We start from the raw sequence: 24,255 nt of genomic DNA, 5'->3' as shown, positions 1-24,255 counted from the left end.
CTTCAATCGGAGAAGGGTTCCCTGAACCGAACGCCGCCTTCCGGGGAATGGTGTCAGATCATCGGCGGGGAAGGGGGCACAGCCGTGGAACCTGCGCCGGCCTCACAACCCCGGCCGAACGGCCACTCTACCGGCCGGGGCGATATGAGGTCAGTGGCTGTGGGGGTCCTCGCTTCCCTCCGTCCCCTTGGCGGTGACGAGTTCGGTCAGCACGCCGCCGCAGTCCTTGGGGTGGAGGAAGGTGATCCGCGAGCCCATGGAGCCGGTGCGGGGCTCGCCGTAGAGGACGCGGACGCCCTTGTCACGGATCGCGGCGGCGTCGCCGTCCACGTCGGCCGTGCCGAAGGCGATGTGGTGCACGCCCTCACCGTTCCTGTCCAGCCATTTCGCGACGGTGGAGTCCTCGCGGGTGGGCTCCAGGAGCTGCAGGTAGGAGGCGCCGCCGTCCGAGGTCTCGTTGATCTTCAGCATGGCCTCGCGCACCCCCTGTTCCTCGTTGACCTCCGAGTGGAAGACCTCGAAGCCGTAGGTGGCGCGGTAGAACTCCACCGTCTTGTCGAGGTCGAAGCAGGCGATTCCGATGTGGTCGATACGCGTCAGCATGAGACCAGTGCACCCCTCTCACATGCGACTACGCAACGTGCGCGCGATCACACCCGCCGACCGGTGACCCGGGGGCATACCGCTCAGTACATTGACGGAAACCCTCGTTAACCCTTCCGGGGCCCTGCCGCATCCCCCCGGAAGGCTTGATCCCGTCCGAAGGGACCGCACCATGACTGCCACGACCGGTACCACTTCTGTGATCGTCGCAGGGGCCCGCACGCCCATGGGGCGTCTGCTCGGCTCCCTGCGCAGCTTCACCGGCGCCGACCTCGGCGGGGTGGCCATCAAGGCCGCCCTGGACCGGGCCGGCATCGGCGGCGACCAGGTGCAGTACGTGATCATGGGGCAGGTGCTCCAGGCGGGCGCCGGCCAGATCCCCGCCCGGCAGGCGGCCGTGAAGGCCGGCATCCCGATGAACGTCCCCGCGCTGACCGTCAACAAGGTCTGCCTCTCCGGCCTGGACGCCATCGCCCTGGCCGACCAGCTCATCCGCGCCGGTGAGTTCGACGTGATCGTGGCCGGCGGCCAGGAGTCCATGACCAACGCCCCGCACCTGCTGCCGAAGTCCCGCGAGGGCTACAAGTACGGCGCGGTGCAGGTCCTCGACTCGATGGCGCTCGACGGGCTCACCGACTCCTTCGAGAACGTCGCCATGGGCGAGTCCACCGAGAAGCACAACACCCGGCTGGGCATCGGCCGCGCCGAGCAGGACGAGATCGCGGCCGCCTCCCACCAGCGCGCCGCGGCCGCGCAGAAGAACGGCCTCTTCGAGGCGGAGATCACCCCGGTCGAGATCCCGCAGCGCAAGGGCGACCCGGTGGTCTTCTCCCAGGACGAGGGCATCCGCGCCGAGACCACCGCCGAGTCGCTGGGCAAGCTGCGGCCCGCCTTCGCCAAGGACGGCACCATCACCGCCGGCAGCGCCTCGCAGATCTCCGACGGCGCCGCCGCCGTGGTCGTCATGAGCAAGGCGAAGGCCGAGGAGCTGGGCCTGGAGTGGATCGCCGAGATCGGCGCCCACGGCAACGTCGCCGGTCCGGACAACTCCCTGCAGTCCCAGCCCGCCAACGCGATCAAGCACGCGCTGGACAAGGACGGCCTGACGGTCGACGATCTGGACCTGATCGAGATCAACGAGGCGTTCGCCGCGGTCGCCGTGCAGTCCATGAAGGACCTCGGGGTGACCTCGGAGAAGGTCAACGTCAACGGCGGCGCCATCGCCCTCGGCCACCCGATCGGCATGTCCGGCGCCCGCGTCGTGCTCCACCTGGCGCTGGAGCTCAAGCGGCGCGGCGGCGGCACCGGCGCGGCGGCGCTGTGCGGCGGCGGCGGCCAGGGCGACGCCCTGATCGTCCGCGTCCCGGGCAAGTGACCCGCGGCCCCCGGACCATCCCGCGGGGCCCGAAGAGATTGAGAGAGACGGAGCACTGACTGATGGCCGACGTCCCCACCCTGGTCGAGCAGGCGCGGCAGGGCCGCCCGCGTGCCGTGGCCCGGCTGATCTCACTGGTGGAGGGGGCGTCGCCGCAGCTCCGTGAGGTCATGGCCGCCCTCGCGCCGCTGACCGGCAACGCGTACGTGGTCGGGCTGACGGGCTCACCCGGGGTGGGCAAGTCCACGTCCACCTCGGCGCTGGTCAGCGCGTACCGCAGGGCCGGGAAGCGGGTCGGGGTCCTCGCGGTCGACCCCTCCTCCCCGTTCTCCGGCGGCGCACTGCTGGGCGACCGGGTGCGGATGGGCGACCACGCCTCCGACCCCGGCGTCTACATCCGCTCCATGGCCACCCGCGGCCATCTCGGCGGACTGGCCTGGGCCGCCCCGCAGGCGATCCGGGTGCTCGACGCGGCCGGCTGCGATGTCGTCCTGGTGGAGACCGTCGGCGTCGGCCAGTCCGAGGTCGAGATCGCCTCGCAGGCCGACACCAGCGTGGTGCTGCTGGCCCCCGGCATGGGCGACGGCATCCAGGCGGCCAAGGCCGGGATCCTGGAGATCGGCGACGTGTACGTGGTGAACAAGGCCGACCGGGACGGGGCCGACGCCACCGCCCGGGAGCTCAACCACATGCTCGGCCTGGGCGAGGCGCGGTCGCCGGGGGACTGGCGTCCCCCGATCGTGAAGACCGTCGCGGCCCGGGGCGAGGGCGTCGACGAGGTCGTCGAGGCGCTGGAGAAGCACCGGGCCTGGATGGAGGAGCGCGGCGCGCTCACCGAGCGGCGCCGGGCCCGCGCGGCCCACGAGGTGGAGACGATCGCGGTGACCGCGCTGCGGGAGCGGATCGGCGACCTCCGCGGCGACCGGCGGCTCGGCGCGCTGGCCGAACGGATCGTGGACGGGACGCTCGATCCGTACACGGCCGCGGACGAGCTGGTCGCCGGGGTCACCGAGAGCTGAGGGACTCCGGGGGCCGGGCCCGGAGCATCACGAACGGCGGCGCCGGTCCGTGCGGGACCGGCGCCGCCGTCGTCGCGTGGCGGACGCCGCCCCAGAGGCACCCCCGGACGGGGGCGGTTCAGCCGCCGGAGCGGTCGTCGTCCCGGTCGTCGCGCTCGTCGTCCTCCCGGCCGTCCCGGTCGTCGTCCTTGCCGCCGTCCCGGTCGTCCCTGTCGCGGGCGCCGCCGTCCTCGTCCTCCTCGGCGACGCCCGTCACCTTGCCGCTGTCCGCGTCCACCCGGACCTCGTACCAGGTGCCGTCCCGGCCCAGGACCTCGACCTCCCAGACCGTCCGGTCGTCCTCGTCGTCCAGTTCGGCCGAGGCGGCGGTGCCGGCGCGGGCCTCCAGCGCCGCGCGGACGGCTTCGGCCACGGTGGTCCGCGCGGTCCCGGCCCGTTCCCGGTCGTCGTCGCCGGACCGTCCGGAGTCCTCCGGGCCCTCGCCGGCCGCCGTGCCCGGCCGTGACGGCGCGTCCCCGGCGGCCGCCACGGCCGCGGCCGTTCCGCCGCCGGCCAGGACGGTGGCGGCGGCGGCCGCGATGACGATGTTCCGCTTCATGATCTGCCTCCCGTGTCGGTGTGGTGACCACCGTGCCGGGACGATGCTGAAGCCCCGCTGAAGCCACCTGAAATTCTCTTCAGGCGGGGTACGTGAGACTGAGGGCGTGCGCCTGCTGATCGTGGAGGACGAGAAACGGCTGGCTCTGTCACTGGCCAAGGGGCTGACGGCGGAGGGCTTCGCCGTGGACGTCGTCCACGACGGCCGCGAGGGGCTGCACCGGGCGCTGGAGGGAGTCCACGACCTGGTGGTGCTCGACATCATGCTGCCCGGGATGAACGGCTACCGGGTGTGTGCCGCGCTGCGCGCCGCGGGCGCGGAGGTCCCGATCCTGATGCTGACCGCCAAGGACGGCGAGTACGACGAGGCGGAGGGCCTCGACACGGGCGCCGACGACTATCTGACCAAGCCGTTCTCCTACGTCGTGCTCGTGGCCCGGGTCCGGGCGCTGCTGCGGCGGCGCGGGCGCACCGCCTCCCCGGTGCTGACCGCGGGGCCGCTGACCGTGGACACCGCGGCCCGCCGGGTGCGGCGCGGGGACGAGGAGATCACCCTCACCGCGAAGGAGTTCGCCGTGCTGGAGCAGCTGGCCGTGCGGGCGGGCGAGGTCGTGTCCAAGGGCGAGATCCTGGAGCACGTCTGGGACTTCGCCTACGAGGGCGACCCCAACATCGTCGAGGTGTACATCAGCACCCTGCGGCGCAAACTCGGTGCCTCCCGCATCGCCACCGTGCGCGGGGCCGGCTACCGGCTGGTGGACCGGTGATGAGGAGCGTACGGGCGAAGGCCGCGCTGGGCGCCACGCTCGTCGTCGCCGTCGCCCTGGTCGCCGCGGGGGCCGCCGTGCTGTGGGTGCTGCGGGACAACCTGCTCGGCCGGGCCGATCTGGAGGCGCGGCTGGCGGCCCGGGAGATCGCCTCCCAGGTGGCCGCGGGACGGGCGTACGGCAGCCTGGAGCTGCCGGACCGGGAGCAGCCGGTGCAGGTGGTGGACGAGGACGGGCGGCCGCGCGCCGCCAGTGAGGGGCTGGAGGCGGTGACCGGCACCGGCAGCGCCGGCGTCACCCCCGAACCCGGGCCGTCCCCGACGGGTGACGATGACGACGACCGCGACGACGACCACGGCGGTCGCGGCGACGATGACGACGACCCCGGAAGCGGCGAGGTGTCGGAGGACACCGGGACCCGTTCCGGCACCGCCACCGTGGACGGCGAAACGGCCGCCTACCGCTTCGCCTCGGTGGAGGCCACCACCCCGCGGGGCGAGACCGTGACCGTCCACGCGGGCGCCCCGCTCGCCACCGAGCAGGAGGCGGTGGGCACGGTCCGCACGGCGATGCTGGCCGGGCTGCTGCCGCTGCTCGCCGTGGTGGCGGCCGCGACCTGGCAGACGACCCGGCGCGCCCTGCGCCCCGTGGAGGGCATCCGCCGCGAGATGGCCGCGATCACGGCCTCGGCCGACCTCTCCCGCCGGGTGCCGGTGGCCGGCTCCGGTGACGAGGTCGAACGGCTGGCGCGGACCACAAACGAGACCCTGACGGCCCTGGAGTCCTCCGTGGAGCGGCAGCGGAAGTTCGTCGCCGACGCCTCGCACGAGCTGCGCAGCCCGATCGCCAGTCTGCGTACCCAGCTGGAGGTGGGGGAGGCGCACCCGGAACTGCTGGACGTCCCGGGCGCCGTCGCCGACACCGTACGGCTGCAGGCACTGGCCGCGGATCTGCTGCTGCTGGCCCGGCTGGACGCGGGGGAGCGCCCGCCGGACCGGGTGGTGGACCTCGGGACGCTGGTGCGGGAGGAGGTCGCCCAGCGCCGGGACCGCCTGCCGGTGCGGGTGGCGGTGGAGTCGGGGTGCGAGGTCACCGGGTCGCGCGGCCGGCTGGCGCAGGTGCTGGGCAATCTGCTGGACAACGCGCGGCGTCATGCCCGCCGCGAGGTGGCCGTCTCGCTGCGGCGCGACGGCGCCTGGGCGGTGCTGGAGGTGTCGGACGACGGGCCGGGGGTCCCCCCGGACCAGCGCGAGCGGATCTTCGAACGGTTCGTCCGTCTCGACGACGCGCGGAGCCGCGACGACGGCGGGGCCGGACTGGGCCTCGCCATCGCGCGGGACATCGCGCTGCGCCACGGCGGCACGCTGGTGGTGGCCGACGGCGCGGTGTTCCGGCTGCGGCTGCCGCTCGCCGGGGTCTCCGTGAGCGGCAGCGGCCCGGACGCCGGGTCCGGGCGGTGACCGGGTGGCCGGTCAGCCGGCGCGCTGCTCGCGGAGGTGCTCCGCGACCGGGGTGAGCGTCTCGCGCAGGGCCGTCAGCTCCGCGGGAGGCATCAGATCGATGAAGTGCCGCCGTACGGACGCGACATGGTGCGGTGCGACCTCCCGCATGACCTGTGCTCCGTGGTCGGTCAGCACGGCGTAGAGCCCCCGGCGGTCGGACTCGCAGTTCTCCCGCCGGACCAGGCCCGCGTTCTCCATGCGGGTGATCTGGTGGGAGAGCCTGCTCTTCGACTGGAGGGTGGCGTCGGCGAGATCACTCATTCGCATCCGCGATTCCTCGGACTCGGAGAGGTTCACCAGGATCTCGTAGTCGTTGATGGTCAGGCCGAACGGCTGCAGATCCTTCTCCAGTTGGTGCATCAGCAGTTTGCTGACGTCCAGGTGGGTGCGCCAGGCACGCTGTTCCTCATCGCTGAGCCAGCGGGTGGCCGTCTCGGTCTCCATATGAATATTCTACCTATTAAAGTTGAAATACGGACCAATGGCGGACTGCTTGCTTCGCACCGCCCCCGGTGTTCCCTCGTGCAACTGCTCGGTGCGGGCACGCGTTCGAAACGTTACACTCCGGAGACCCGCGTTTACAGTCCGAAGCGGCGCTGGAGTCCTCCCAGGCCGCCCGGCAGCTGGGGAAGTTGGGGCGCCGGGGAGCCGGAACCCGGGCCGCCGGAGGGGCCGCCGCCGGGGACGCCCGGTTCCCCCGGGACGGCGCCGGTGGCGAGCTCGTCCATCAACTGCTCGGTGGACTGCAGCAGCACCTGCCCGGCCCCGGTGAACTCGAACTGGTGCTCCTCACCGGAGGCCCCGCCGAGCCCGGTCAGGGCGCGTACGCCGCCCAGCACCCCGCGCAGATAGCCGTGGTCGTAGTGGTGGCAGGGGGAGGGGCAGTCCGCCCAGCCGACGAGCGCCTGCGGATCGACCCGGACGGGCGGCTCCACGAAGACCACCGGGCCGTTCGACGCGGCGACGAACTTCCCCGTCCCGATCAGGGTGAGGAAGCCCGGGATGATCGACTGCTTCAGCGACAGCCCCGGCTCGAAGGCCAGCAGATTGCCCGACCGGACGGTGAGGTTGCCGTCCTCCAGGTCGTAGGAGTTGACGTCGAAGGCGCGGTCGGCGAGGAGCATCTTGCCCCGGCCCTCGGCCACCACCCAGTCCGCCGCGTGCAGCGGGGAGTGGAAGCTGCCGGCGACCAGCCGGTCGAGGCGGCCGTGGCCGACACCGTCGAAGGCGATCTCGCCGTAGTAGGCGATCATCTTGCCCTTCTGCAGGAACCACTGGCCGTTCAGGTCCACACAGAAGGTGTAGTCGTTGACGTTGTCGTTGGCCGGCAGGGTCTGCGGGTCGAAGACGGCCGGACCGGTCACAGCTTCTCCTCCGATGCCTGGACGAACACCGCGCCGGTGCCCGAGAGTTCGAGCTGGAAGGCCTCTCCCGAGCCGCGGCCGACCATGTCCCGCCAGCCCAGCGCCGTGGAGAGCTTGTTGCGCAGGTCCCCGTGGTGGGCGACGTACGCCTGCGGGTCGACGTGCACCGGACGGTCCGGGGAGACCGGCAGTTCGATGACGCCGCCGTGCGCCATCACCGCGACGGATCCGTGCCCGCTCAGGGTGGTGGTGAACAGCCCCTGGCCGGTGACCTGGCCCCGCACCATGCCCATCACCCCGCCCTGCGAGCCCAGGAACACCGGCTTCTGCTGGAGCGTCCCGTCGAACGCCAGCAGCCGGTCCGCCTCCACATGGAGGGTGTCACCGGAGAGCTCGATCACCTGGATGTGGTGGCCGCCGTGCCCGAACATCACGGTGCCGTCGCCCTCGACCGTCATCAGCGGCGCCGCCTCGCCCGCCACCCGGCGGCCGATCATCGACATCACCCCGCCCTGGCCGCCCGCGATGCTGGGGGTGAAGCTGACCTGCCCCCGGTAGGCGAGCATCGCGCCGCGCTGGCTGAACAGCCGCTGCCCGGGCGTGATCCGCGCCTCGACCATCTTGGAGTTGATCTCCCGGAACGGCATCAGAGCTGCCCCCCGACCGTGTTGCGCTCGCTGGGCTGCACATAGACCAGCCCCTCGCCCTCGAAGCGGATCTGGAACGACTCCCCGGAGCCCTCGCCCAGCACGGTGCGGAAGTTCACGCCGGACTGGAAATCCTGCCGCAGCTTGCCGGTGTGGGCGACGTACGCCCCCGGGTCCACCCGCAGCGGATACGCCGGCGACACCCGCAGCACCACCGCCGGCCCGTCGGACATGATCGCCGCCTGGCCCGTGCCCTCGACCACCGTCGTGAACAGGCCGTTGCCCTGGGCCGCCCCGCGCAGCCCGGTGAAGGTCGTGCCGGTGCGGAGACCGGCGTCGGCCGCGAGCAGATTGCTCGCCTCCACATGGAGCGTGTCGCCGTGCAGCGGGACGAGGGTGATCTCGGTGGCCCGGTCGGCGAACCAGCAGGTCCCCTGCCCCCGCACCTCCATCAGCTCCATCTGCTCACCGGTGAGCCGGCGGGTGACCATGCCGCGCAGGCCCTCGCCGCCTCCGCTCAGCTTCTTGAAGTCCATACGGCCGTCGTAGGCCACCATCGCGCCGTTCTTCGCCTTGACGGCCTCTCCGGCCAGGTCGACGGCGAGTACTTTGCTGCCTTGCAGTCGGAATTGCGCCACAGACCCGACCGTATCCGCCCCGGGGGAGTACCGACAGGGGATCTCCCGTACGAGGACCGGCCCGCGGGCCGTAGGGAATGTCACACCGGCCCACCCGGGCGGCCCTCCGCCCGGCGCGGCTGTCAGAATGGACGCGCTTGTGCGGGCGTTCACAAGCCGCTCGCCGCATGGGCGCCCCCGGACCCGGCCCGTACCCCGGGGCCCGGTCCCACCCCCCGATCCCAGCCCCCGTTCCGTCCGGAAAGAGGTTCCCGCCCGTGGACATCAAGACCGCATCCGCCGTCCGCCGACTCCGCCTGGTCTCCGCCGTGGAGGCGGTCTCCTACCTGCTGCTGCTGGTCTGCTCGGTGCTCAAGCGCACCACCGACTTCAACGCGGTGCCGGTGATGGGCGCGATCCACGGCGTGCTGGTCATCCTCTTCCTGCTCTTCCTGGCCGACGCCTGGAACCGCACCAAGTGGCCGGTGAAGCAGCCGCTGGTCTACTTCGTGCTCTCGCTGATCCCGGTCGGCGGCTTCTGGGCCGAGCGGATGCTCCGCCGCGAGGAGGAGGCCGGGGTCATCGCCGCCCGGGCCCGCCGCGAGGGCGTCGTCAACGCCTGAGCCGCTTCCGCCGGTCCCCGGGGGCGACCCGCCCTCCCCGGGCCGTCAGCCCGCCGCCAGCGCGATCCCGAGCGGCGTGCGCTCGTACAGCACCTGGTGGCCGTAGCGGTGCGAGGTCAGCAGGCCCGCGTCGCGCAGCGCCGAGAGGTGCGCCGAGACGGAGGAGGGCGCCAGGCCCAGCCGGCGGGCGAGGCCCGTGGTGCTCGCCGGCTCCTCCAGCGCGGTGAGGACGGCCGCGCGGCCCCGGCCGAGCAGCCGGGAGAGCACCTCCGGCGGCTGCTCGCCGGAGGCGGATTCCCACAGCCCGCCGAGGCCGCGGGCCGGGTAGACCAGCGCCCGGTCCCACGGCACCCCGGCGCCGGCGGCCGGGCCCGGCCGGCAGAAGACGCTCGGGACGAGCAGGAGGCCGGGCCCGGCCGTGCCGGCCGTTCCCCCGGTGCCGTCCGCGCCACCCGCCCGGTCCGTCTCCTCCGTGCCCTCTGCGCCCTCCGCGCCGTCCGTCCCGTGCTCCGGGGGTTCGGCGTGCGCGACCGTCAGCGTGCCGTCGCTCCAGGACACGTCCGGGTGGAGTTCGGCGAAGAGCCCCTCCGGCCCGCCGCCGGACAGCCGCCGCGCGTGGAAGGCGGCGTCGGCCTCCAGCAGGGCGTGCAGCGGCGGCCAGTCCGGCTCGATCAGCGCCCGCCAGGCCAGCTCCAGCAGGTCCGCCAGCTCCTTGACGGCCCGGCCGGGGTCCTCCAGCATCCGCCGTCCGCGCAGGCTGACGGCCGCGCCCGGGGTCGCGGCCAGCGCGCGTTCCAGCTCCGCCCGGGCCGCGGCCGGGTCGGTCGCCCGGACCCGGGCCAGTTCGTCCTCGATCCGGGTGTACGGGTCGGCGGGGCGCGGGGCGAGGAAGCGGGGGCCGCAGCCGCGGGCCGGGGTCAGCAGCGACAGCGGCGCCAGGTTCAGCCCGGAGGCCGCCACCTGGATCCTGCGCAGCCACGGCAGCCGGGCGCCCGGCGGGCCGGGGCGGTCCAGGGCGCGCACGGCGCTCCGCGTCTCCCACAGCGGGGAGACCGCGAACCGGCAGTGCGGCGCGTCGTCGGGCCCGCATCGCAGATGGAACGGCATAGGGTCCGCCCTCTCCGCCAGGTTTTCGTTCCTGTCCGAAAGCATGTCGGGGATGATCTACCCCGAGGCCGGGGGCACATGCCCGGCCGGTCTTCCCGCACACCGGGTTGACCGGTATGCGGAACGGGGCTGACCACCATATGACCGGCCGGTAAGGTCGAGGCGTGCCGAAGCCGCTCAGCCTGTCGTTCGACCCGATCGCCCGAGCCGACGAACTCTGGAAGCAGCGATGGGGATCCGTACCGTCCATGGTCGCCATCACCTCGGTCATGCGGGCCCAGCAGATCCTGCTCGGGCAGGTGGACGCCGTCGTCAAGCCGTACGGCCTCACCTTCGCCCGGTACGAGGCCCTGGTGCTGCTCACCTTCAGCAAGGCCGGCGAACTGCCCATGTCCAAGATCGGTGAGCGGCTGATGGTCCACCCCACCTCCGTCACCAACACCGTCGACCGGCTGGTCCGCTCCGGTCTGGTGGCCAAGCGGCCGAATCCCAACGACGGCCGCGGCACGCTCGCGACCATCACCGACAAGGGGCGCGAGGTCGTGGAGGCCGCCACCCGCGATCTGATGGCGATGGACTTCGGGCTGGGCGTGTACGACGCCGAGGAGTGCGCCGAGATCTTCGCGCTGCTCCGCCCGCTGCGCGTCGCGGCCGGCGACTTCGAGGAGGAGTGAGCGCGGGCCGCCGGCCCGGGCCCGGGCGGAGCCGGGGCAGCGGCGGGCTCGCCGCGGGCTCCGGTTAGGCTCGACGGCATGAAGAAGAGCGTGCTGACCCGGTACCGGGTCATGGCCTACGTCACCGCCGTCATGCTGCTGGTCCTCAGCACCTGCATGGTGTTCAAGTACGGCTTCGGCCGCGGCGAGGACCTCACCTTCGTGGTGTCCCAGACGCACGGCCTGCTGTACATCATCTATCTGATCTTCGCCTTCGACCTGGGCTCCAAGGCCAAGTGGAGCTTCGGCAAGCTGCTCTGGGTGCTGCTCTCCGGCACCATCCCGCTCGCCGCCTTCTTCGTCGAGCGCAGGATCACCCGTGAGGTGGAACCGCTCGTCACGGACGGCACCCCGGTGGCGGCCAAGGCGTAGAACGGCCGGGCGCCGCGGGCCCGTGGTCCGCGGCGGGCTGCCATCGACAGATAGTAGGACGTCCAAGTAAATTGGCGGCATGGACTCCGACGCTCTCGAAGAAGGCCGCCGCCGCTGGCAGGCCCGGTACGACGCGGCCCGCAAGCGGGACGCAGACTTCACCACGCTCTCGGGCGACCCGGTCGACCCCGTGTACGGCCCGCCCCCGGGCAGCACCGTGCCCGGGTTCGAGCGGATCGGCTGGCCTGGGGAGTACCCCTTCACCCGCGGTCTCCACCCGACCGGCTACCGCGGCCGCACCTGGACCATCCGCCAGTTCGCAGGCTTCGGCAACGCCCGGCAGACCAACGAGCGCTACAAGATGATCCTGGAGGCCGGCGGCGGCGGCCTCTCGGTGGCCTTCGACATGCCGACCCTCATGGGCCGCGACTCCGACGAGCCCAAGTCGCTCGGTGAGGTCGGCCACTGCGGTGTCGCCATCGACTCCGCCGCCGACATGGAGGTCCTCTTCCAGGACATCCCGCTCGGCGACGTCACCACCTCCATGACGATCAGCGGCCCCGCCGTCCCCGTCTTCTGCATGTACCTCGTCGCCGCCGAGCGGCAGGGCGTCGACCCGGGCGTCCTCAACGGCACGCTGCAGACCGACATCTTCAAGGAGTACATCGCGCAGAAGGAGTGGCTCTTCCAGCCCGAGCCGCATCTGCGCCTCATCGGCGACCTGATGGAGCACTGCGCGCGGAACATCCCCGCGTACAAGCCCCTCTCCGTCTCCGGCTACCACATCCGCGAGGCCGGCTCCACGGCGGCGCAGGAGCTCGCCTACACCCTCGCCGACGGCTTCGGCTACGTCGAGCTGGGCCTCTCCCGCGGCCTGGACGTGGACGACTTCGCACCCGGCCTGTCCTTCTTCTTCGACGCGCACCTCGACTTCTTCGAGGAGATCGCCAAGTTCCGCGCCGCGCGCCGCATCTGGGCCCGCTGGATGCGCGACGTCTACGGGGCGAAGACGGAGAAGGCGCAGTGGCTGCGTTTCCACACCCAGACCGCCGGGGTCTCGCTCACCGCCCAGCAGCCGTACAACAACGTCGTGCGGACCGCGGTCGAGGCGCTCGCCGCCGTCCTCGGCGGCACCAACTCCCTGCACACCAACGCCCTCGACGAGACCCTGGCGCTCCCCTCGGAGCAGGCCGCCGAGATCGCGCTCCGCACCCAGCAGGTGCTGATGGAGGAGACCGGCGTCGCCAACGTCGCCGATCCGCTCGGCGGCTCCTGGTACGTCGAGGCGCTGACCGACCGGATCGAGGCCGACGCCGAGAAGATCTTCGAACAGATCAAGGAGCGCGGCCGGCGGGCCGTACCCCACGGCGAGCACCCGATCGGGCCGGTCACCTCGGGCATCCTGCGCGGCATCGAGGACGGCTGCTTCACCGGCGAGATCGCCGAGGCCGCCTTCGCGTACCAGCGGGCGCTGGAGAAGGGCGACAAGAAGGTCGTCGGCGTCAACTGCCACACCGGCTCCGTCACCGGCGACCTGGAGATCCTGCGGGTCAGCCACGAGGTCGAGCGGGAGCAGGTCCGGGTGCTCGCGGAGCGCAAGGCGGCCCGTGACGAGGGCGCGGTCCGCGCCTCCCTGGACGCCATGCTCGCGGCGGCCCGGGACGGCGGCAACATGATCGAGCCCATGCTGGAGGCCGTACGGGCCGAGGCCACGCTCGGCGAGATCTGCGGCGTGCTGCGCGAGGAGTGGGGCGTCTACACGGAGCCGGCCGGCTTCTGAGACAGGCCCGCCGGCCGTCCGTCCCCGCCGGTCCGCCGCGCCCGCCGCGGCTCCGGCGGCCGTACGGGCGGCCGGATCCGCGTGCGGTCTCACGGCGCTTTTCCGATCGGCGCCCGGAGAGGGGAGGATGTACCCATGCAGCCACGGAACATGTCCATGAGTGGAGTGGTCGACCTCGCCGCCGTGAAGGCCGCCGGGGAGGCCAGGCAGAAGGCGGAGCAGGCGCGCGCCGAGGCGGCCCGTGAGGGCCGGACGGCTGCCGCGCCTCCGGCCGCCGTGATCGATGTCAATGAGGCGGATTTCGAGCAGGAGGTGCTCCAGCGGTCGGCCCAGGTGCCGGTCGTCATCGACTTCTGGGCCGAGTGGTGCGAGCCCTGCAAGCAGCTCAGCCCGGTGCTGGAGCGGCTGGCGGCGGAGTACGGCGGCCGCTTCGTCCTGGCCAAGGTCGACGTCGAGGCCAACCAGATGCTCTTCCAGCAGTTCGGGGTCCAGGGCATTCCGGCCGTCTTCGCCGTCGTCGGGGGGCAGGCGCTGCCGCTGTTCCAGGGGGCGGCCCCCGAGGCGCAGATCCGGCAGGTGCTGGACCAGTTGATCCAGGTGGCCGAGGAGCGCTTCGGCATCGTCGGCGAACCCCTCGGGGCGGGGGAGGAGGGCGCGGCCGAACAGCCCGCTCCCGAGCCTCCCGCGGGTCCGTACGACGCGGCGCTCGCGGCGGCGCACGAGGCGCTGGACACCGGTGACCTGGGCGGCGCGATCCAGGCCTACCGGAACGTCCTCAGCGACGACCCGGCCAACCCGGAGGCCAAGCTCGGCCTGGCCCAGGCGGAGCTGCTCCAGCGGGTGCAGGGCGCGGACCCGCAGGCCGTGCGGAAGGCCGCGGCCGACAACCCGGCGGACGTGGACGCCCAGATCGCCGCCGCCGATCTCGACCTGGTCGGCGGGCACGTCGAGGACGCCTTCGGGCGGCTGGTCGAGACGGTCCGGCGCGCCGCCGGTGACGAGCGGGAGCGGGCGAGACTGCGTCTGCTGGAGCTCTTCGAGGTCATCGGCGCGGACGACCCCCGGGTGACCAAGGCCCGGACCGCGCTGGCGCGCGTGCTGTTCTAGGCGCGGTCCGGGCGCGGCCCGGAAGAGCGGGCGCCGGATCGCGTCCGCGCAGGTGGGAAGGTGACAACGCGGGGCCGGACGACGGCCACCCGGCGGGGAGACCTCCGCGGGTGGCCGCCGTCCGGCCCCGCTGCGCTGTCCGGCCCCGTGCCGGCCCCCGTACGGTGTCCGGCCGGTACCGCACCCTCCGGAGCCGCCGGCGGCCGGGCGCGCGTTGCCGGGTGTCCGGATCTCCACACCTCGGAGACCGCACTTTGCCAAAACTTGGTGATCGCCCTCGCTGTTACTGCCAGTAAGAGCGGGTCGTTCCTTCGTCCGGTTCTGTCCGGTCATTCCGGAAGTGCCGTGACGAACCGCGACGACCGACAGTGCCGGATCCGGGCGGTCCGGACCGCCGCTCGTCATCTGCTCATTACTCGCAAGTAATGAACCCCTTGTGTGACAGACGGATATGCACCACGATCGGCCACGCTCGGTCTCGTCCCGCAGTACCGCATCCAGCCGGTGCCACGGGACGGGTCCCCACCGGGCAGGCCGGCGTGGGTGATGCCGGCCTTGGACAGGGGGGTACCCGCCGCGGAGCGGGTCCTGTCCAGGAGGTTGCGCGAGAGCGTGGCCAGTGGTTGTCGCTCGGGGGTGATCGCCGGGTTTCGGACACGTTTCCGTCTCCGAGACGGCGTTCTCCTTTCCGAGGACGTAGCACTTCTCCCATCCCAGGCCAGGGGCTCCCCCGGCCGGAGATGTACGTCCGAGAAGGAGGAAAGTCATGGAGTCCCAGGTGCGTGGCGGGACCAGATGGAAGCGGTTCGCCGTGGTGATGGTGCCCAGCGTGGCGGCCACCGCCGCGGTGGGCATCGCGATGGCGCAGGGTGCGCTGGCGGCGTCCTTCAGCGTTTCCGGGCAGTCTTTCAAGGTGACGGCCGACCACCTCGAAGGTGAAGGATTCGTCCAGTACGGCGCGATCGCGCAGGGCAAGACCCTGGAGGGCAAGGACACCGCCCACCCGGTGGCGGTCTCCGCGTTCAAGCACGCCGAGATCACCAACATGTGCCAGTCGGTGGTCACGCCGGGCATCCCCGGTCTCGGCTCGGTGTCGCTGCAGCTGAAGGCCGGCGGCAACGGCACCGCCGTCGCCGCCGACAACCTCTACATCGATGTCGCCGACCTGAACGCCGACGCGACGTTCAAGAACATCAACATCGGTGTCGCCGCCGGGTCCAGCACCAAGGGCCCCGGCATGAAGGGCGGCAAGGAGCAGGCGAACCCGTTCGGATTCGCCCAGGAGGCCGACAAGGCCGTCCTGAAGAACGTGAAGCAGACGGCCTGGGCGACCAGCGCCGGAACCTTCAAGCTGAGCGGCCTCTCGATGAAGCTGCACAAGGGCGTCAAGGAGTGCTACTAAGCACTCGCCCGGGCGGGCGGGGGCTTCACCCCCCGCCCGCCCACTTCCTCACTTTTTGAGCAATGCCCGTACCAGGGAGCTGTTTTCCATGAGCGCCGAGTCACCGGGTCCGAGCGGCCGATTCCACTACTGGAGGCTTCGTTTCCGCGTCTGGCGTGGCAACCGGCCCTTCTGGGCGGGCCTGCTGACACTGCTGGGCGGACTGCCGATCGCGTACTTCCCGTACGCGAACCTCACCGTCGGACAGCTGACGATCCGTATGGCGACCACGGCGGGCGCGGGCTCGCTGGTCATCGGGGTTCTCCTGGTCGTCCTGGGCCTGACGATGTGGTACCAGTCCGTCGCCAAGACCTTCGCCGGCGTCGCGGCGATCATGCTCGCACTGGTCTCGCTGGTGGTCTCCAACATCGGAGGCTTCCTGCTGGGCTTCCTGCCCGCCCTCATCGGCGGTGCCCTGGCCATCGCCTGGGCGCCCGGCAAGAAGCCCGAGGAGGAACCCGCACCCCGGAGGGTGCCGGAGAGCGAGGACGGTGCCTCCGCGCCGGAACCGGCCGCGGCCGGCGTCTGGGCGGACGAAGAATCCGAGAAGGGGAGGCACCGTGCGGGCTGACGAGGCTCGGCTCGACGGCGAGAGCCGCCGTCGCGCAGCAGAAGGGCCGCGCCACGCGGCCCCGAGAAAGTCGATGCTCACGCGTTTGCACATGCCCGCCGGCCGGGCGATAGCCCTGGCGGCCATGCCGACCGCCGTGCTCGTGGGCATGGGACTCAGCACCCCGCTGGCCCAGGCCGACCCGCAGCCCAAGTTCAAGCCGGGCAAGTGCGTGTCCCAGCCCGACGAGCCGGACGAGGACGGCAAGGCCGCCGAGGACGGGAAGACGGACGACCGGGCCGCGGGTGAGAAGGACGGCGCCGCCGGGCCGGAGACGTCCGAGCCGGCCCCCGAGCCGTCGTCCGGCGGTGCGCCGGAGCCGGAGCCCGCCCCGAGTGCGGAGGACGGCGGGTCCGCGGAATCCTCCGAGGCGTCCGGGTCCGCGGCCGAGGAGTCCCCGGAGCCGGAGCCGTCCCCGTCGGAGTCCGAGACGAGGAACCCGCTCGACCCGCTGGGCATCGGTGAGAAGATCAACGACTTCTTCACCGGCGGCGGCGACAAGGAGGAGACCGCGGAGCCCTCGGCCACCGCCTCTCCGAGCGCCACCCCGTCGGCGGAGCCCTCCGCGGACGCGAAGGAGCCCGCGGACTCGGCGCGCGAGAGCGCCGGCGAGGCCGTGGAGGAGGTCGCGGACGCCGCCGGATCGGCCGCCAAGACGGCGGAGGAGAAGGCCAGGGAGGCCGCGGAGAAGGCGGCCGAGGACGCCGAGGACGCGGCCACCCCGTCCCCCTCGCCGACCGCCGAGGACGGCCTGCAGCCGTTCCCCTGCCCCGAGTACGACGCCCAGGCCCTGGCCGACGCGGAGGTTGACCCGACCCCGGCCCTGCTGCCCGACGAGCCGTGGATCCTGCAGAGCAGCAAGCTCTCGCTGCACGGCCTCGACTACAAGGGCATCGTCAAGGTCAGGACCTGGAGCGGCAAGGTCAAGGAAGTCCTGAAGTTCACCGCCACCGGCGTGGACATCCGGGACCTCCACCAGATGGTCCAGGCCCCCGGCGGCAGCACCACCCATGTGAAGGCCGCGGAGGGCAGCAACTCCACGATCCGGGGCGGCACGGTGACCATGTACACGGAGGAGCTCAAGGGCAACCTCCTGGGCATCATCCCGATCACCTTCAGCCCCAAGAGCCCGCCGCCGCTGAACCTCCCCGAGGTCTTCTTCACCGGTGTGAAGGTCACCCAGGCCGGCCAGTTCGGCGGAGACCTGACGGTCCCCGGCATGAAGATGTACGACGGGGGCTGAGACGGAACGCCACACCGCACGCCGGGCACGGTTACCCCGTTCCCGGAGCCGCGAGACGACAGGTGGGCCGCCCCGGACGGGGCGGCCCACGCCGCGTGGTGCGGGGGGACGGGCGCGGCGCGGAGCCGCTGCCCGGGGGCCGGGCCTCAGCCCTGGGCGCCCAGGTGGTGGACCCGGACCATGTTGGTGGTGCCGGGCACGCCGGGCGGGGAGCCCGCCGTGATGATCATGGTGTCGCCCTCGTTGTAGCGGTGCAGCTTGAGCAGCTCCGCGTCGACCAGGTCCACCATCGCGTCGGTGTTGTCGACGTGCGGGACGACGTGGGTCTCCACGCCCCAGCTCAGCGCGAGCTGGCAGCGGGTCGCCGGGTCGGTGGTGAAGGCCAGGATCGGCTGGCTCGCCCGGTAGCGGGACAGCCGGCGGGCGGTGTCACCGGACTTGGTGAACGCCACCAGCGACTTGGCGCCCAGGAAGTCGGCGATCTCGCAGGCCGCGCGGGCCACCGAACCGCCCTGGGTGCGCGGCTTCTTGCCGGGCACCAGCGGCTGGAGGCCGCGGTTGAGCCACTCCTGCTCGGCTTCCTCGACGATGCGGGACATCGTCTTGACCGTCTCGATCGGGTACTTGCCGACCGAGGACTCGGCCGACAGCATCACCGCGTCCGCGCCGTCCAGGATCGCGTTGGCCACATCGGAGGCCTCGGCACGGGTCGGCCGCGAGGAGTTGATCATCGACTCCATCATCTGCGTGGCGACGATCACCGGCTTGGCGTTGCGGCGGCACATCTCCACCAGCCGCTTCTGCACCATCGGGACCTTCTCCAGCGGATACTCGACGGCCAGGTCGCCACGGGCGACCATCACGCCGTCGAAGGCCATCACGACCTCCTCCATGTTGGCGACGGCCTGCGGCTTCTCCACCTTGGCGATGACGGGGACCCGGCGGCCGACCTCGTCCATCACCCGGTGCACGTCGCGGACGTCCGACGCGTCCCGGACGAAGGACAGCGCCACCATGTCGCAGCCGAGCCGGAGCGCGAACCTCAGGTCCTCGACGTCCTTCTCCGACAGCGCCGGCACGTTCACCGCCACGCCCGGCAGGTTGATGCCCTTGTGGTCGGAGATGACCCCGCCCTCGATGACGATGGTCCGGACCCGCGGCCCGTCCACCTCCGTCACCTGCAGCGCCACCGCGCCGTCGTTGATGAGGACGGACTCGCCCTTGGAGACGTCCGCCGGCAGGCCCTTGTAGGTGGTGCCGCAGATGGACTTGTCGCCCGCGACGTCCTCGGTGGTGATGGTGAACTCGTCCCCGCGGACCAGCTCGACCGGGCCCTCGGCGAAGGTCTCCAGCCGGATCTTCGGCCCCTGGAGGTCGGCGAGCACACCGACCGCCCGGCCGGTCTCCTCCGACGCCTTCCGGACGCGGTGATACCGCTCCTCGTGCTCCGGGTGGCTCCCGTGGCTCATGTTGAAGCGGGCCACGTTCATACCGGCCTCGATCAGCGACTTCAGCTGCTCGTAGGAGTCGACGGCTGGGCCCAGGGTGCAGACGATTTTGGAACGGCGCATGGGGGCCATCCTATCGGGTTTGTTTCGGAGCGGAATATTCCTGTCCTGATCCTGTGCTGACGCTGCCCGGCCGCCGTCCGGAGCTCCGGTGAGCGGGTGCGGCCGTGTTCAGTCGCGTACCGCACCGACCAGCGCGTATGCCTGTGTCGCGATCTCCAGTTCCTCGTCGGTGGGGATCACGGCCACGGCGGTCCTGCTGCCGTCGGCCGAGATCAGCCGGGCGGACGACCCGCGCAGCGCGTTGCGCACCGGGTCGAGTGCGATGCCCAGAGCCTCCAGCCCGCGCATGGCCGCCTCCCGTACGGCAGCCGAATTCTCCCCGACGCCCGCCGTGAACGCGATGACGTCCACCCGGCCCAGCACGGCGGTGTACGCACCCACGTACTTCCGCAGCCGGTGGACGTAGATCTCGAACGCCAGCCCGGCCGCGCGGTCCCCCTCGGCCATCCGGCGGCCGATCTCCCGCATGTCGTTGTCCCCGCACAGGCCGAGCAGACCGCTCCGCTTGTTGAGCAGGGTGTCGATCTCGTCCGTGGACATCCCCGCCTCCCGGGACAGATGGAAGATCACGGCCGGGTCCAGATCGCCCGAGCGGGTGCCCATGACGAGCCCCTCCAGCGGGGTCAGGCCCATCGACGTCTCCACGCACACCCCGCCCGCGACGGCGGACGCGCTGGCGCCGTTGCCCAGGTGCAGCACGATGGCGTTGACCTCGGCGGGCTCCCGGCCCAGCAGCGCCGCGGCGGCCCGCGAGACATAGGCGTGCGAGGTGCCGTGGAAACCGTAGCGGCGCACCCCGTGGGCGTCGGCGGTGGCGGTGTCGATCGCGTAGCGGGCCGCGTGCTCGGGCATCGTCGAGTGGAACGCGGTGTCGAAGACGGCGACCTGCGGCAGGTCCGGGCGCAGCTCCCGGGCCACCTTGATGCCCTGGATGTTCGCCGGGTTGTGGAGCGGGGCGAGCGGGATCAGCTCCTCGATCCCCGCCACCACCTCGTCGGTGATCCGCGTCGGCCCGGTGAACCGGGTGCCGCCGTGCACCACGCGGTGGCCGACGGCGGCGAGACCGGGGGAGTCCAGGCCCAGCCCGCGCTCGTCCAGTTCGGCCGCCGCCTGCCGCAGGGCGGCCGCGTGGTCGGCGACGGGGCCCTCGCCGATCCGCTCCACCAGCCCGGAGGCGAGCCGCACGGCACCCGTGCCGTCCGCGCCGGTCCGGCCGGCCATGTCCAGGAGCTGGTACTTGACCGACGAGGAGCCGGAGTTGATGACGAGGACGCGGGTGCCCGCCGGACGGTCCGTTGCGGGTGCGGTGGAGCGGGCCGGGCCCGCGGAATCGGTGCTCACTCGGGCCGCGCCTTCCGCGTCCGGGGGGTTCCGGGTGTGGCGGGCCGTGGCTCCTCGGGACGGGTCTCCCGGGGATTCTCGTTCCGGTGGGCGCTCTCCGCCTGGTGCGTGATGTCCGCCGATCCGGCCTCCGCGCCGCCGGGGGCCGGAGCCGACGTGCCCGTGCCCGTTCCCAGGGCCCGCGGCGACCGCCTCGGCTCCAGGGCCGGCTGTGCCGCGCCCGCCGCTGCCGGGGGCGCGGGCCGTGCGGCCGGTGCCGGCTGCGCGTCCCCCGCCGCCTGCCCGGCCGGGACGCTCCGCTCCTGGGCCTGGATGGCCGTGATCGCCACCGTGGTGATGATGTCCGGCACCAGCGCGCCGCGCGACAGGTCGTTCACCGGCTTGCGCAGCCCCTGCAGGACGGGGCCGACCGCGACGGCGCCCGCCGACCGCTGAACCGCCTTGTAGGTGTTGTTGCCGGTGTTGAGGTCGGGGAAGACCAGCACCGTGGCCCGTCCGGCGACCTCCGACCCGGGCAGCTTCGCGGCGGCCACGGTGGCGTCCACGGCGGCGTCGTACTGGATCGGCCCCTCGACCATCAGGTCCGGCCGCCGCTGCCGCACCAGTTCGGTGGCCTTGCGCACCTTGTCGACGTCGGCGCCGTGGCCCGAGGTGCCGGTGGAGTACGAGAGCATCGCGATCCGCGGCTCCACGCCGAACTTGGCCGCCGTACCGGCCGACTGGATGGCGATGTCGGCGAGCTGCTCGGCGTCCGGGTCCGGGTTGACCGCGCAGTCGCCGTAGACGAGGACCCGGTCGGCCAGGCACATGAAGAACACCGAGCTGACGATGTGCGCGCCCGGAGCGGTCTTGATGATCTCGAAGCCGGGGCGCAGCGTCGCGGCCGTGGAGTGCGCCGCACCGGAGACCATGCCGTCGGCCAGCCCCTCCTGGACCATCAGGGTGCCGAAGTACGAGACGTCGGCGACCACGTCGTACGCCAGCTCGTAGTCGACGCCCTTGTGCGCCCGGAGCTTGGCGTACAGCTCGGCGAAGCGCTCCCGCAGCGGTGAGGTGCGGGGGTCGATGAGCTGGGCGTCCGCCAGCTCCACGGTGAGTTCGGAGGCGCGCCGCCGGATCGTCTCCGGGTCGCCGAGCAGCGTCAGGTCGCAGATGTCGCGGCGGAGCAGGACGTCCGCCGCGCGCAGCACCCGCTCCTCGGTGCCCTCGGGGAGGACGACGCGGCGGCGGTGCGCCCGGGCCCGTTCGATCAGCTCGTGCTCGAACATCATCGGCGTGACGCGGCTGGAGCGGGCCAGCGAGATCCGGGAGGTCAGGTCGGCGGTGTCGACGTGCCGGTCGAACAGGCCGAGCGCGGTCTCCGTCTTCCGCGGCGACCAGGCGTTCAACTTGCCTTCCAGCGCGAAGAGTTCGCCCGCCGTGGGGAAGCTCTTGCCCGGCACGGAGACCACGGGGGTGCCCGGTGCGAGCCGTTCGGCGAGCGCCATGATGTCCGGCCCCGGCCGCTCGTCGAGGGTGAGCAGCACCCCCGCGATGGGCGGCGAGCCGGCCGCGTGGGCGGCGAGCGCGCCGATGATCAGATCCGCCCGGTCCCCGGGGGTGACCACGAGGGCGCCCTCGGTGAGCGCGGCGAGGAAGGTCGGCATCATGGCGCCGCCGAAGACGAAGTCCCGGGCGTCCCGGGCGAGTCCGGCCGCGTCGCCGAGCAGCACCTCCGCGCCCAGGGACTGCACGATCTGCTGCACGGTGGGCGCGGAGAGCGAGCTGTCCTCCGGCAGGACGTAGCAGGGGACGGGCAGCTTGGCGGCCAGCCCGGCCGCGATCTCCTGCTGCTCCGCGGGGTTCACCCGGTTGGCGATCATGGCGACGACGTCGCAGCCGAGGGAGTCGAAGGCGGCGTACGCGTTGTGCACCTCGGCCCGTACGGACTCGGCCGGCTGCTTCTGCCCGCCGACGACGGCGATCAGCGCGGCGCCGAACTCGTTGGCGAGCCGGGCGTTGAGGTTGAGCTCCGCCGGGACGCCCGTCTCGGCGTAGTCGGTGCCCAGGACGAGGACGAACTCGTAGTCCCGCGCCATGGCGTGGAACTGGTCCACCAGATGGGAGACCAGTTCGTCGGTGCCGCGCTCCGCCTGGAGGGCGGCCGCCGCCTCGTAGCTCATGCCGTAGACCGACCCGGAGTCCTGCAGCAGCCGGTAGCGGGCGCGGAGCAGTTCGAAGAGCCGGTCCGGTCCGTCGTGCACCAGCGGGCGGAAGACGCCCACCCGGTCCACGTGGCGGGTCAGGAGCTCCATCACCCCCAGCTCGACGACCTGGCGGCCGTCGCCCCGGTCGATCCCGGTGACGTACACGCTGCGCGTCACGCGTGCTCTCCGTTCCTCGCTCGTCCCGGCCGGTCCCGCCGGGCTCACGCCTCGTTCTCGCTCGCGGCTGCCCGTCCCGCTGGTGCCCCATGCTTCCGGGCCGCCGCCCCCGTGCGTACGAAGACCGGGCACGGGGAAGCCTCACCGGCCCGCGGGGTGAATAACCCCCGCGTGGCGAGCGCTCGTCTTGACACTATCCGTACCGGTCGGTAAGGCGCTCGTCCGGACGGCTGGAAGCGTCACCGGCCCGCCGGGCGTGGAACAATCGGATTGACACATCCGTATCTCCCCCCACTTCCGGACCGGAAATCCCACCACAGGAGACACAGCACCATGCGCATCGGAGTCCTCACCGCAGGCGGCGACTGCCCCGGACTGAACGCTGTGATCCGGTCCGTGGTGCACCGCGCCGTGGTCGGCCACGGCGACGAGGTCATCGGTTTTGAAGACGGGTTCAAGGGACTGCTCGAACGGCGCTACCGGAAGCTGGACCTGGACGCGGTCAGCGGCATCCTCTCCCGCGGCGGCACCATCCTCGGCTCCGCCCGGCTGGAGCGCGGCCGGCTCGACGAGGCCTGCGACCACGCCGAGGAACTCTGCGGTGAACTGGGCCTGGACGCGCTCCTCCCGATCGGCGGCGAGGGCACGCTCACCGCGGCCCGGATGCTCTCCGACGCGGGGATGCCGGTCGTGGGCGTGCCGAAGACCATCGACAACGACATCTCGGCCACCGACCGCACCTTCGGCTTCGACACCGCCGTCGGCGTCGCCACCGAGGCACTGGACCGGCTGAAGACCACCGCCGAGTCGCACCAGCGCATCATGGTCGTCGAGGTGATGGGCCGGCACGCGGGCTGGATCGCCCTGGAGTCGGGCATGGCGGGCGGTGCCCACGGCATCTGCCTGCCCGAACGGCCGTTCCAGCTCGACAAGCTCTGCGAGATGATCGAGGAACGCTTCTCCCGCGGGAAGAAGTTCGCCGTCGTCTGCGTCGCCGAGGGCGCGCACCCGGCCGAGGGCTCCATGCCGTACGAGAAGGGCCGGATCGACCAGTACGGGCACGAGCGCTTCACCGGGATCGGCAACCGCCTCGCCGCCGAACTGGAACGCCGGATCGGCAAGGAGGCCCGCCCCGTCATCCTCGGCCACGTCCAGCGCGGCGGCACCCCGACCGCGTTCGACCGCGTCCTCGCCACCCGCTTCGGCTGGCACGCCGTGGAGGCCGCGCACCGGCGGGAGTTCGGCATGATGACCGCGCTGCGCGGCAACGACATCCGCCTGGTGCCGCTGGCCGAGGCCGTGTCGGAGCTGAAGACGGTCCCGGAGCACCGGATGCGCGAGGCGGAGTCCGTCTACTAGACCGGCCTGTCGGCCTGTCGGGGTCGCAGGGCGGGCCGTGCGGTCGCCCCCGGTGCCCTTCCGGGCCCGGCCGCCGCGCGGAGAAGGGCAATCCGATTGCCCCTCCGGGACGGTGAACACCCCCGCCGCCCCCT

23 protein-coding genes are annotated in these 24,255 nt (G+C 72.3%); 13 read left to right on the top strand and 10 right to left on the bottom strand.

Annotated elements, in window-relative coordinates; translation table 11 throughout:
- Positions 1 to 150 precede the first annotated feature (150 nt).
- Positions 151 to 603 carry a methylmalonyl-CoA epimerase gene (gene mce / locus SXIN_RS09035; RefSeq protein WP_019709981.1) on the bottom strand — a complete coding sequence of 151 codons (453 nt, stop codon included), beginning with the start codon at positions 601 to 603 and terminating at the stop codon, positions 151 to 153.
- Between the two features lie 199 nt (positions 604 to 802).
- Here mce and SXIN_RS09030 point away from each other — a divergent pair, with 199 nt between their 5' ends.
- Positions 803 to 1,978, top strand: coding sequence for an acetyl-CoA C-acetyltransferase (locus SXIN_RS09030; protein ID WP_095756833.1), 1,176 nt, complete (start codon positions 803 to 805; stop codon positions 1,976 to 1,978).
- A 62-nt stretch (positions 1,979 to 2,040) separates the two neighbouring features.
- Positions 2,041 to 2,997, top strand: a complete 957-nt coding sequence (gene meaB, locus SXIN_RS09025; RefSeq protein WP_019706344.1) for a methylmalonyl Co-A mutase-associated GTPase MeaB — start codon at positions 2,041 to 2,043, stop codon at positions 2,995 to 2,997.
- Positions 2,998 to 3,115: 118 nt separating this feature from the next.
- On the opposite strand, the gene SXIN_RS09020 is transcribed toward meaB, so the two are convergent.
- Positions 3,116 to 3,595, bottom strand: a complete 480-nt coding sequence (locus SXIN_RS09020) for a PepSY domain-containing protein (protein ID WP_095756832.1) — start codon at positions 3,593 to 3,595, stop codon at positions 3,116 to 3,118.
- A gap of 106 nt (positions 3,596 to 3,701) precedes the next feature.
- On the opposite strand from SXIN_RS09020, the gene SXIN_RS09015 reads away from it, so the two are divergent.
- Entirely contained in the window at positions 3,702 to 4,361 is a 660-nt protein-coding gene (locus SXIN_RS09015) for a response regulator transcription factor (RefSeq protein ID WP_019709979.1), read from the top strand.
- Positions 4,361 to 5,821, top strand: coding sequence for a sensor histidine kinase (locus SXIN_RS09010; RefSeq protein WP_095756831.1), 1,461 nt, complete (start codon positions 4,361 to 4,363; stop codon positions 5,819 to 5,821). Before SXIN_RS09015 ends, SXIN_RS09010 begins: the two co-directional genes overlap by 1 nt.
- Before the next feature lie 12 nt (positions 5,822 to 5,833).
- On the opposite strand, the gene SXIN_RS09005 is transcribed toward SXIN_RS09010, so the two are convergent.
- The 4 genes from SXIN_RS09005 to SXIN_RS08990 form a co-directional block, all read right to left on the bottom strand.
- Positions 5,834 to 6,307 (bottom strand): MarR family winged helix-turn-helix transcriptional regulator, encoded by a 474-nt coding sequence (locus SXIN_RS09005; RefSeq protein WP_019709977.1) that lies wholly within the window; start codon positions 6,305 to 6,307, stop codon positions 5,834 to 5,836.
- A 134-nt stretch (positions 6,308 to 6,441) separates the two neighbouring features.
- Positions 6,442 to 7,227 carry an AIM24 family protein gene (locus SXIN_RS09000; protein ID WP_019709976.1) on the bottom strand — a complete coding sequence of 262 codons (786 nt, stop codon included), beginning with the start codon at positions 7,225 to 7,227 and terminating at the stop codon, positions 6,442 to 6,444.
- Positions 7,224 to 7,874 (bottom strand): AIM24 family protein, encoded by a 651-nt coding sequence (locus SXIN_RS08995; protein WP_019709975.1) that lies wholly within the window; start codon positions 7,872 to 7,874, stop codon positions 7,224 to 7,226. Before SXIN_RS08995 ends, SXIN_RS09000 begins: the two co-directional genes overlap by 4 nt.
- On the bottom strand, positions 7,874 to 8,512 hold the full coding sequence (locus SXIN_RS08990) for an AIM24 family protein (RefSeq protein WP_019709974.1): 639 nt from the start codon (positions 8,510 to 8,512) through the stop codon (positions 7,874 to 7,876). The genes SXIN_RS08995 and SXIN_RS08990 overlap by 1 nt, the downstream gene beginning before the upstream one ends.
- Positions 8,513 to 8,769: 257 nt before the next feature.
- On the opposite strand from SXIN_RS08990, the gene SXIN_RS08985 reads away from it, so the two are divergent.
- Positions 8,770 to 9,114 (top strand): DUF3817 domain-containing protein, encoded by a 345-nt coding sequence (locus tag SXIN_RS08985; protein ID WP_019709973.1) that lies wholly within the window; start codon positions 8,770 to 8,772, stop codon positions 9,112 to 9,114.
- A gap of 45 nt (positions 9,115 to 9,159) precedes the next feature.
- Here the strand turns inward: SXIN_RS08985 and SXIN_RS08980 are convergent, their stop codons facing one another.
- Positions 9,160 to 10,221 carry an ArsR/SmtB family transcription factor gene (locus tag SXIN_RS08980; RefSeq protein ID WP_095756830.1) on the bottom strand — a complete coding sequence of 354 codons (1,062 nt, stop codon included), beginning with the start codon at positions 10,219 to 10,221 and terminating at the stop codon, positions 9,160 to 9,162.
- Between the two features lie 164 nt (positions 10,222 to 10,385).
- Here SXIN_RS08980 and SXIN_RS08975 point away from each other — a divergent pair, with 164 nt between their 5' ends.
- The 7 genes from SXIN_RS08975 to SXIN_RS08940 all read left to right on the top strand — a co-directional run bounded on the left by SXIN_RS08975 (position 10,386) and on the right by SXIN_RS08940 (position 17,487).
- Positions 10,386 to 10,895 carry a MarR family winged helix-turn-helix transcriptional regulator gene (locus tag SXIN_RS08975; protein WP_019709972.1) on the top strand — a complete coding sequence of 170 codons (510 nt, stop codon included), beginning with the start codon at positions 10,386 to 10,388 and terminating at the stop codon, positions 10,893 to 10,895.
- Between the two features lie 78 nt (positions 10,896 to 10,973).
- Positions 10,974 to 11,306: a DUF3817 domain-containing protein gene (locus tag SXIN_RS08970; protein ID WP_019709971.1), complete on the top strand. Its 333-nt coding sequence runs from the start codon at positions 10,974 to 10,976 to the stop codon at positions 11,304 to 11,306.
- 79 nt (positions 11,307 to 11,385) lie between these two features.
- On the top strand, positions 11,386 to 13,086 hold the full coding sequence (locus tag SXIN_RS08965; protein WP_019709970.1) for a coenzyme B12-dependent isobutyryl-CoA mutase large subunit: 1,701 nt from the start codon (positions 11,386 to 11,388) through the stop codon (positions 13,084 to 13,086).
- A gap of 135 nt (positions 13,087 to 13,221) precedes the next feature.
- A complete protein-coding gene (locus SXIN_RS08960) occupies positions 13,222 to 14,193 on the top strand; it encodes a tetratricopeptide repeat protein (protein WP_039822231.1) in 972 nt (323 codons plus the stop codon).
- Between the two features lie 766 nt (positions 14,194 to 14,959).
- On the top strand, positions 14,960 to 15,595 hold the full coding sequence (locus SXIN_RS08950) for a DUF6230 family protein (protein WP_019709968.1): 636 nt from the start codon (positions 14,960 to 14,962) through the stop codon (positions 15,593 to 15,595).
- 88 nt (positions 15,596 to 15,683) lie between these two features.
- The gene (locus SXIN_RS08945; protein ID WP_019709967.1) at positions 15,684 to 16,205 is read left to right on the top strand and encodes a DUF6114 domain-containing protein; all 522 of its coding nucleotides are present in this window, start codon (positions 15,684 to 15,686) and stop codon (positions 16,203 to 16,205) included.
- Between the two features lie 73 nt (positions 16,206 to 16,278).
- Entirely contained in the window at positions 16,279 to 17,487 is a 1,209-nt protein-coding gene (locus SXIN_RS08940) for a hypothetical protein (protein ID WP_019709966.1), read from the top strand.
- Positions 17,488 to 17,633: 146 nt separating this feature from the next.
- Here SXIN_RS08940 and pyk read toward each other — a convergent pair whose 3' ends face one another.
- The 3 genes from pyk to pta all read right to left on the bottom strand — a co-directional run bounded on the left by pyk (position 17,634) and on the right by pta (position 22,762).
- A complete protein-coding gene (gene pyk / locus SXIN_RS08935; RefSeq protein ID WP_019709965.1) occupies positions 17,634 to 19,058 on the bottom strand; it encodes a pyruvate kinase in 1,425 nt (474 codons plus the stop codon).
- 108 nt (positions 19,059 to 19,166) lie between these two features.
- The gene (locus tag SXIN_RS08930) at positions 19,167 to 20,321 is read right to left on the bottom strand and encodes an acetate kinase (RefSeq protein ID WP_039822227.1); all 1,155 of its coding nucleotides are present in this window, start codon (positions 20,319 to 20,321) and stop codon (positions 19,167 to 19,169) included.
- A gap of 74 nt (positions 20,322 to 20,395) precedes the next feature.
- On the bottom strand, positions 20,396 to 22,762 hold the full coding sequence (pta, locus tag SXIN_RS08925) for a phosphate acetyltransferase (RefSeq protein ID WP_238153713.1): 2,367 nt from the start codon (positions 22,760 to 22,762) through the stop codon (positions 20,396 to 20,398).
- A gap of 333 nt (positions 22,763 to 23,095) precedes the next feature.
- On the opposite strand from pta, the gene SXIN_RS08920 reads away from it, so the two are divergent.
- Complete coding sequence (locus SXIN_RS08920; RefSeq protein ID WP_019709959.1) at positions 23,096 to 24,121, top strand: ATP-dependent 6-phosphofructokinase; 1,026 nt, start codon at positions 23,096 to 23,098, stop codon at positions 24,119 to 24,121.
- The last annotated feature ends 134 nt before the right edge of the window (positions 24,122 to 24,255 follow it).

Source organism: Streptomyces xinghaiensis S187 (assembly GCF_000220705.2).
Classification (GTDB): Bacteria; Actinomycetota; Actinomycetes; order Streptomycetales; family Streptomycetaceae; genus Streptomyces; species Streptomyces xinghaiensis.
Note: the sequence above shows the minus strand (reverse complement) of the source record. Positions and strands in the feature narration are given on the sequence as shown.

Coding starts and splice junctions, on each gene's coding strand:
- mce (WP_019709981.1), bottom strand. CDS start 603: ATGCTGACGCGTATCGACCACATCGGAATCGCCTGCTTCGACCTCGAC.
- meaB (WP_019706344.1), top strand. CDS start 2,041: ATGGCCGACGTCCCCACCCTGGTCGAGCAGGCGCGGCAGGGCCGCCCG.
- SXIN_RS09020 (WP_095756832.1), bottom strand. CDS start 3,595: ATGAAGCGGAACATCGTCATCGCGGCCGCCGCCGCCACCGTCCTGGCC.
- SXIN_RS09010 (WP_095756831.1), top strand. CDS start 4,361: ATGAGGAGCGTACGGGCGAAGGCCGCGCTGGGCGCCACGCTCGTCGTC.
- SXIN_RS09005 (WP_019709977.1), bottom strand. CDS start 6,307: ATGGAGACCGAGACGGCCACCCGCTGGCTCAGCGATGAGGAACAGCGT.
- SXIN_RS08995 (WP_019709975.1), bottom strand. CDS start 7,874: ATGCCGTTCCGGGAGATCAACTCCAAGATGGTCGAGGCGCGGATCACG.
- SXIN_RS08980 (WP_095756830.1), bottom strand. CDS start 10,221: ATGCCGTTCCATCTGCGATGCGGGCCCGACGACGCGCCGCACTGCCGG.
- SXIN_RS08970 (WP_019709971.1), top strand. CDS start 10,974: ATGAAGAAGAGCGTGCTGACCCGGTACCGGGTCATGGCCTACGTCACC.
- SXIN_RS08965 (WP_019709970.1), top strand. CDS start 11,386: ATGGACTCCGACGCTCTCGAAGAAGGCCGCCGCCGCTGGCAGGCCCGG.
- SXIN_RS08960 (WP_039822231.1), top strand. CDS start 13,222: ATGCAGCCACGGAACATGTCCATGAGTGGAGTGGTCGACCTCGCCGCC.
- SXIN_RS08950 (WP_019709968.1), top strand. CDS start 14,960: ATGGAGTCCCAGGTGCGTGGCGGGACCAGATGGAAGCGGTTCGCCGTG.
- SXIN_RS08945 (WP_019709967.1), top strand. CDS start 15,684: ATGAGCGCCGAGTCACCGGGTCCGAGCGGCCGATTCCACTACTGGAGG.
- SXIN_RS08940 (WP_019709966.1), top strand. CDS start 16,279: ATGCTCACGCGTTTGCACATGCCCGCCGGCCGGGCGATAGCCCTGGCG.
- pyk (WP_019709965.1), bottom strand. CDS start 19,058: ATGCGCCGTTCCAAAATCGTCTGCACCCTGGGCCCAGCCGTCGACTCC.
- SXIN_RS08920 (WP_019709959.1), top strand. CDS start 23,096: ATGCGCATCGGAGTCCTCACCGCAGGCGGCGACTGCCCCGGACTGAAC.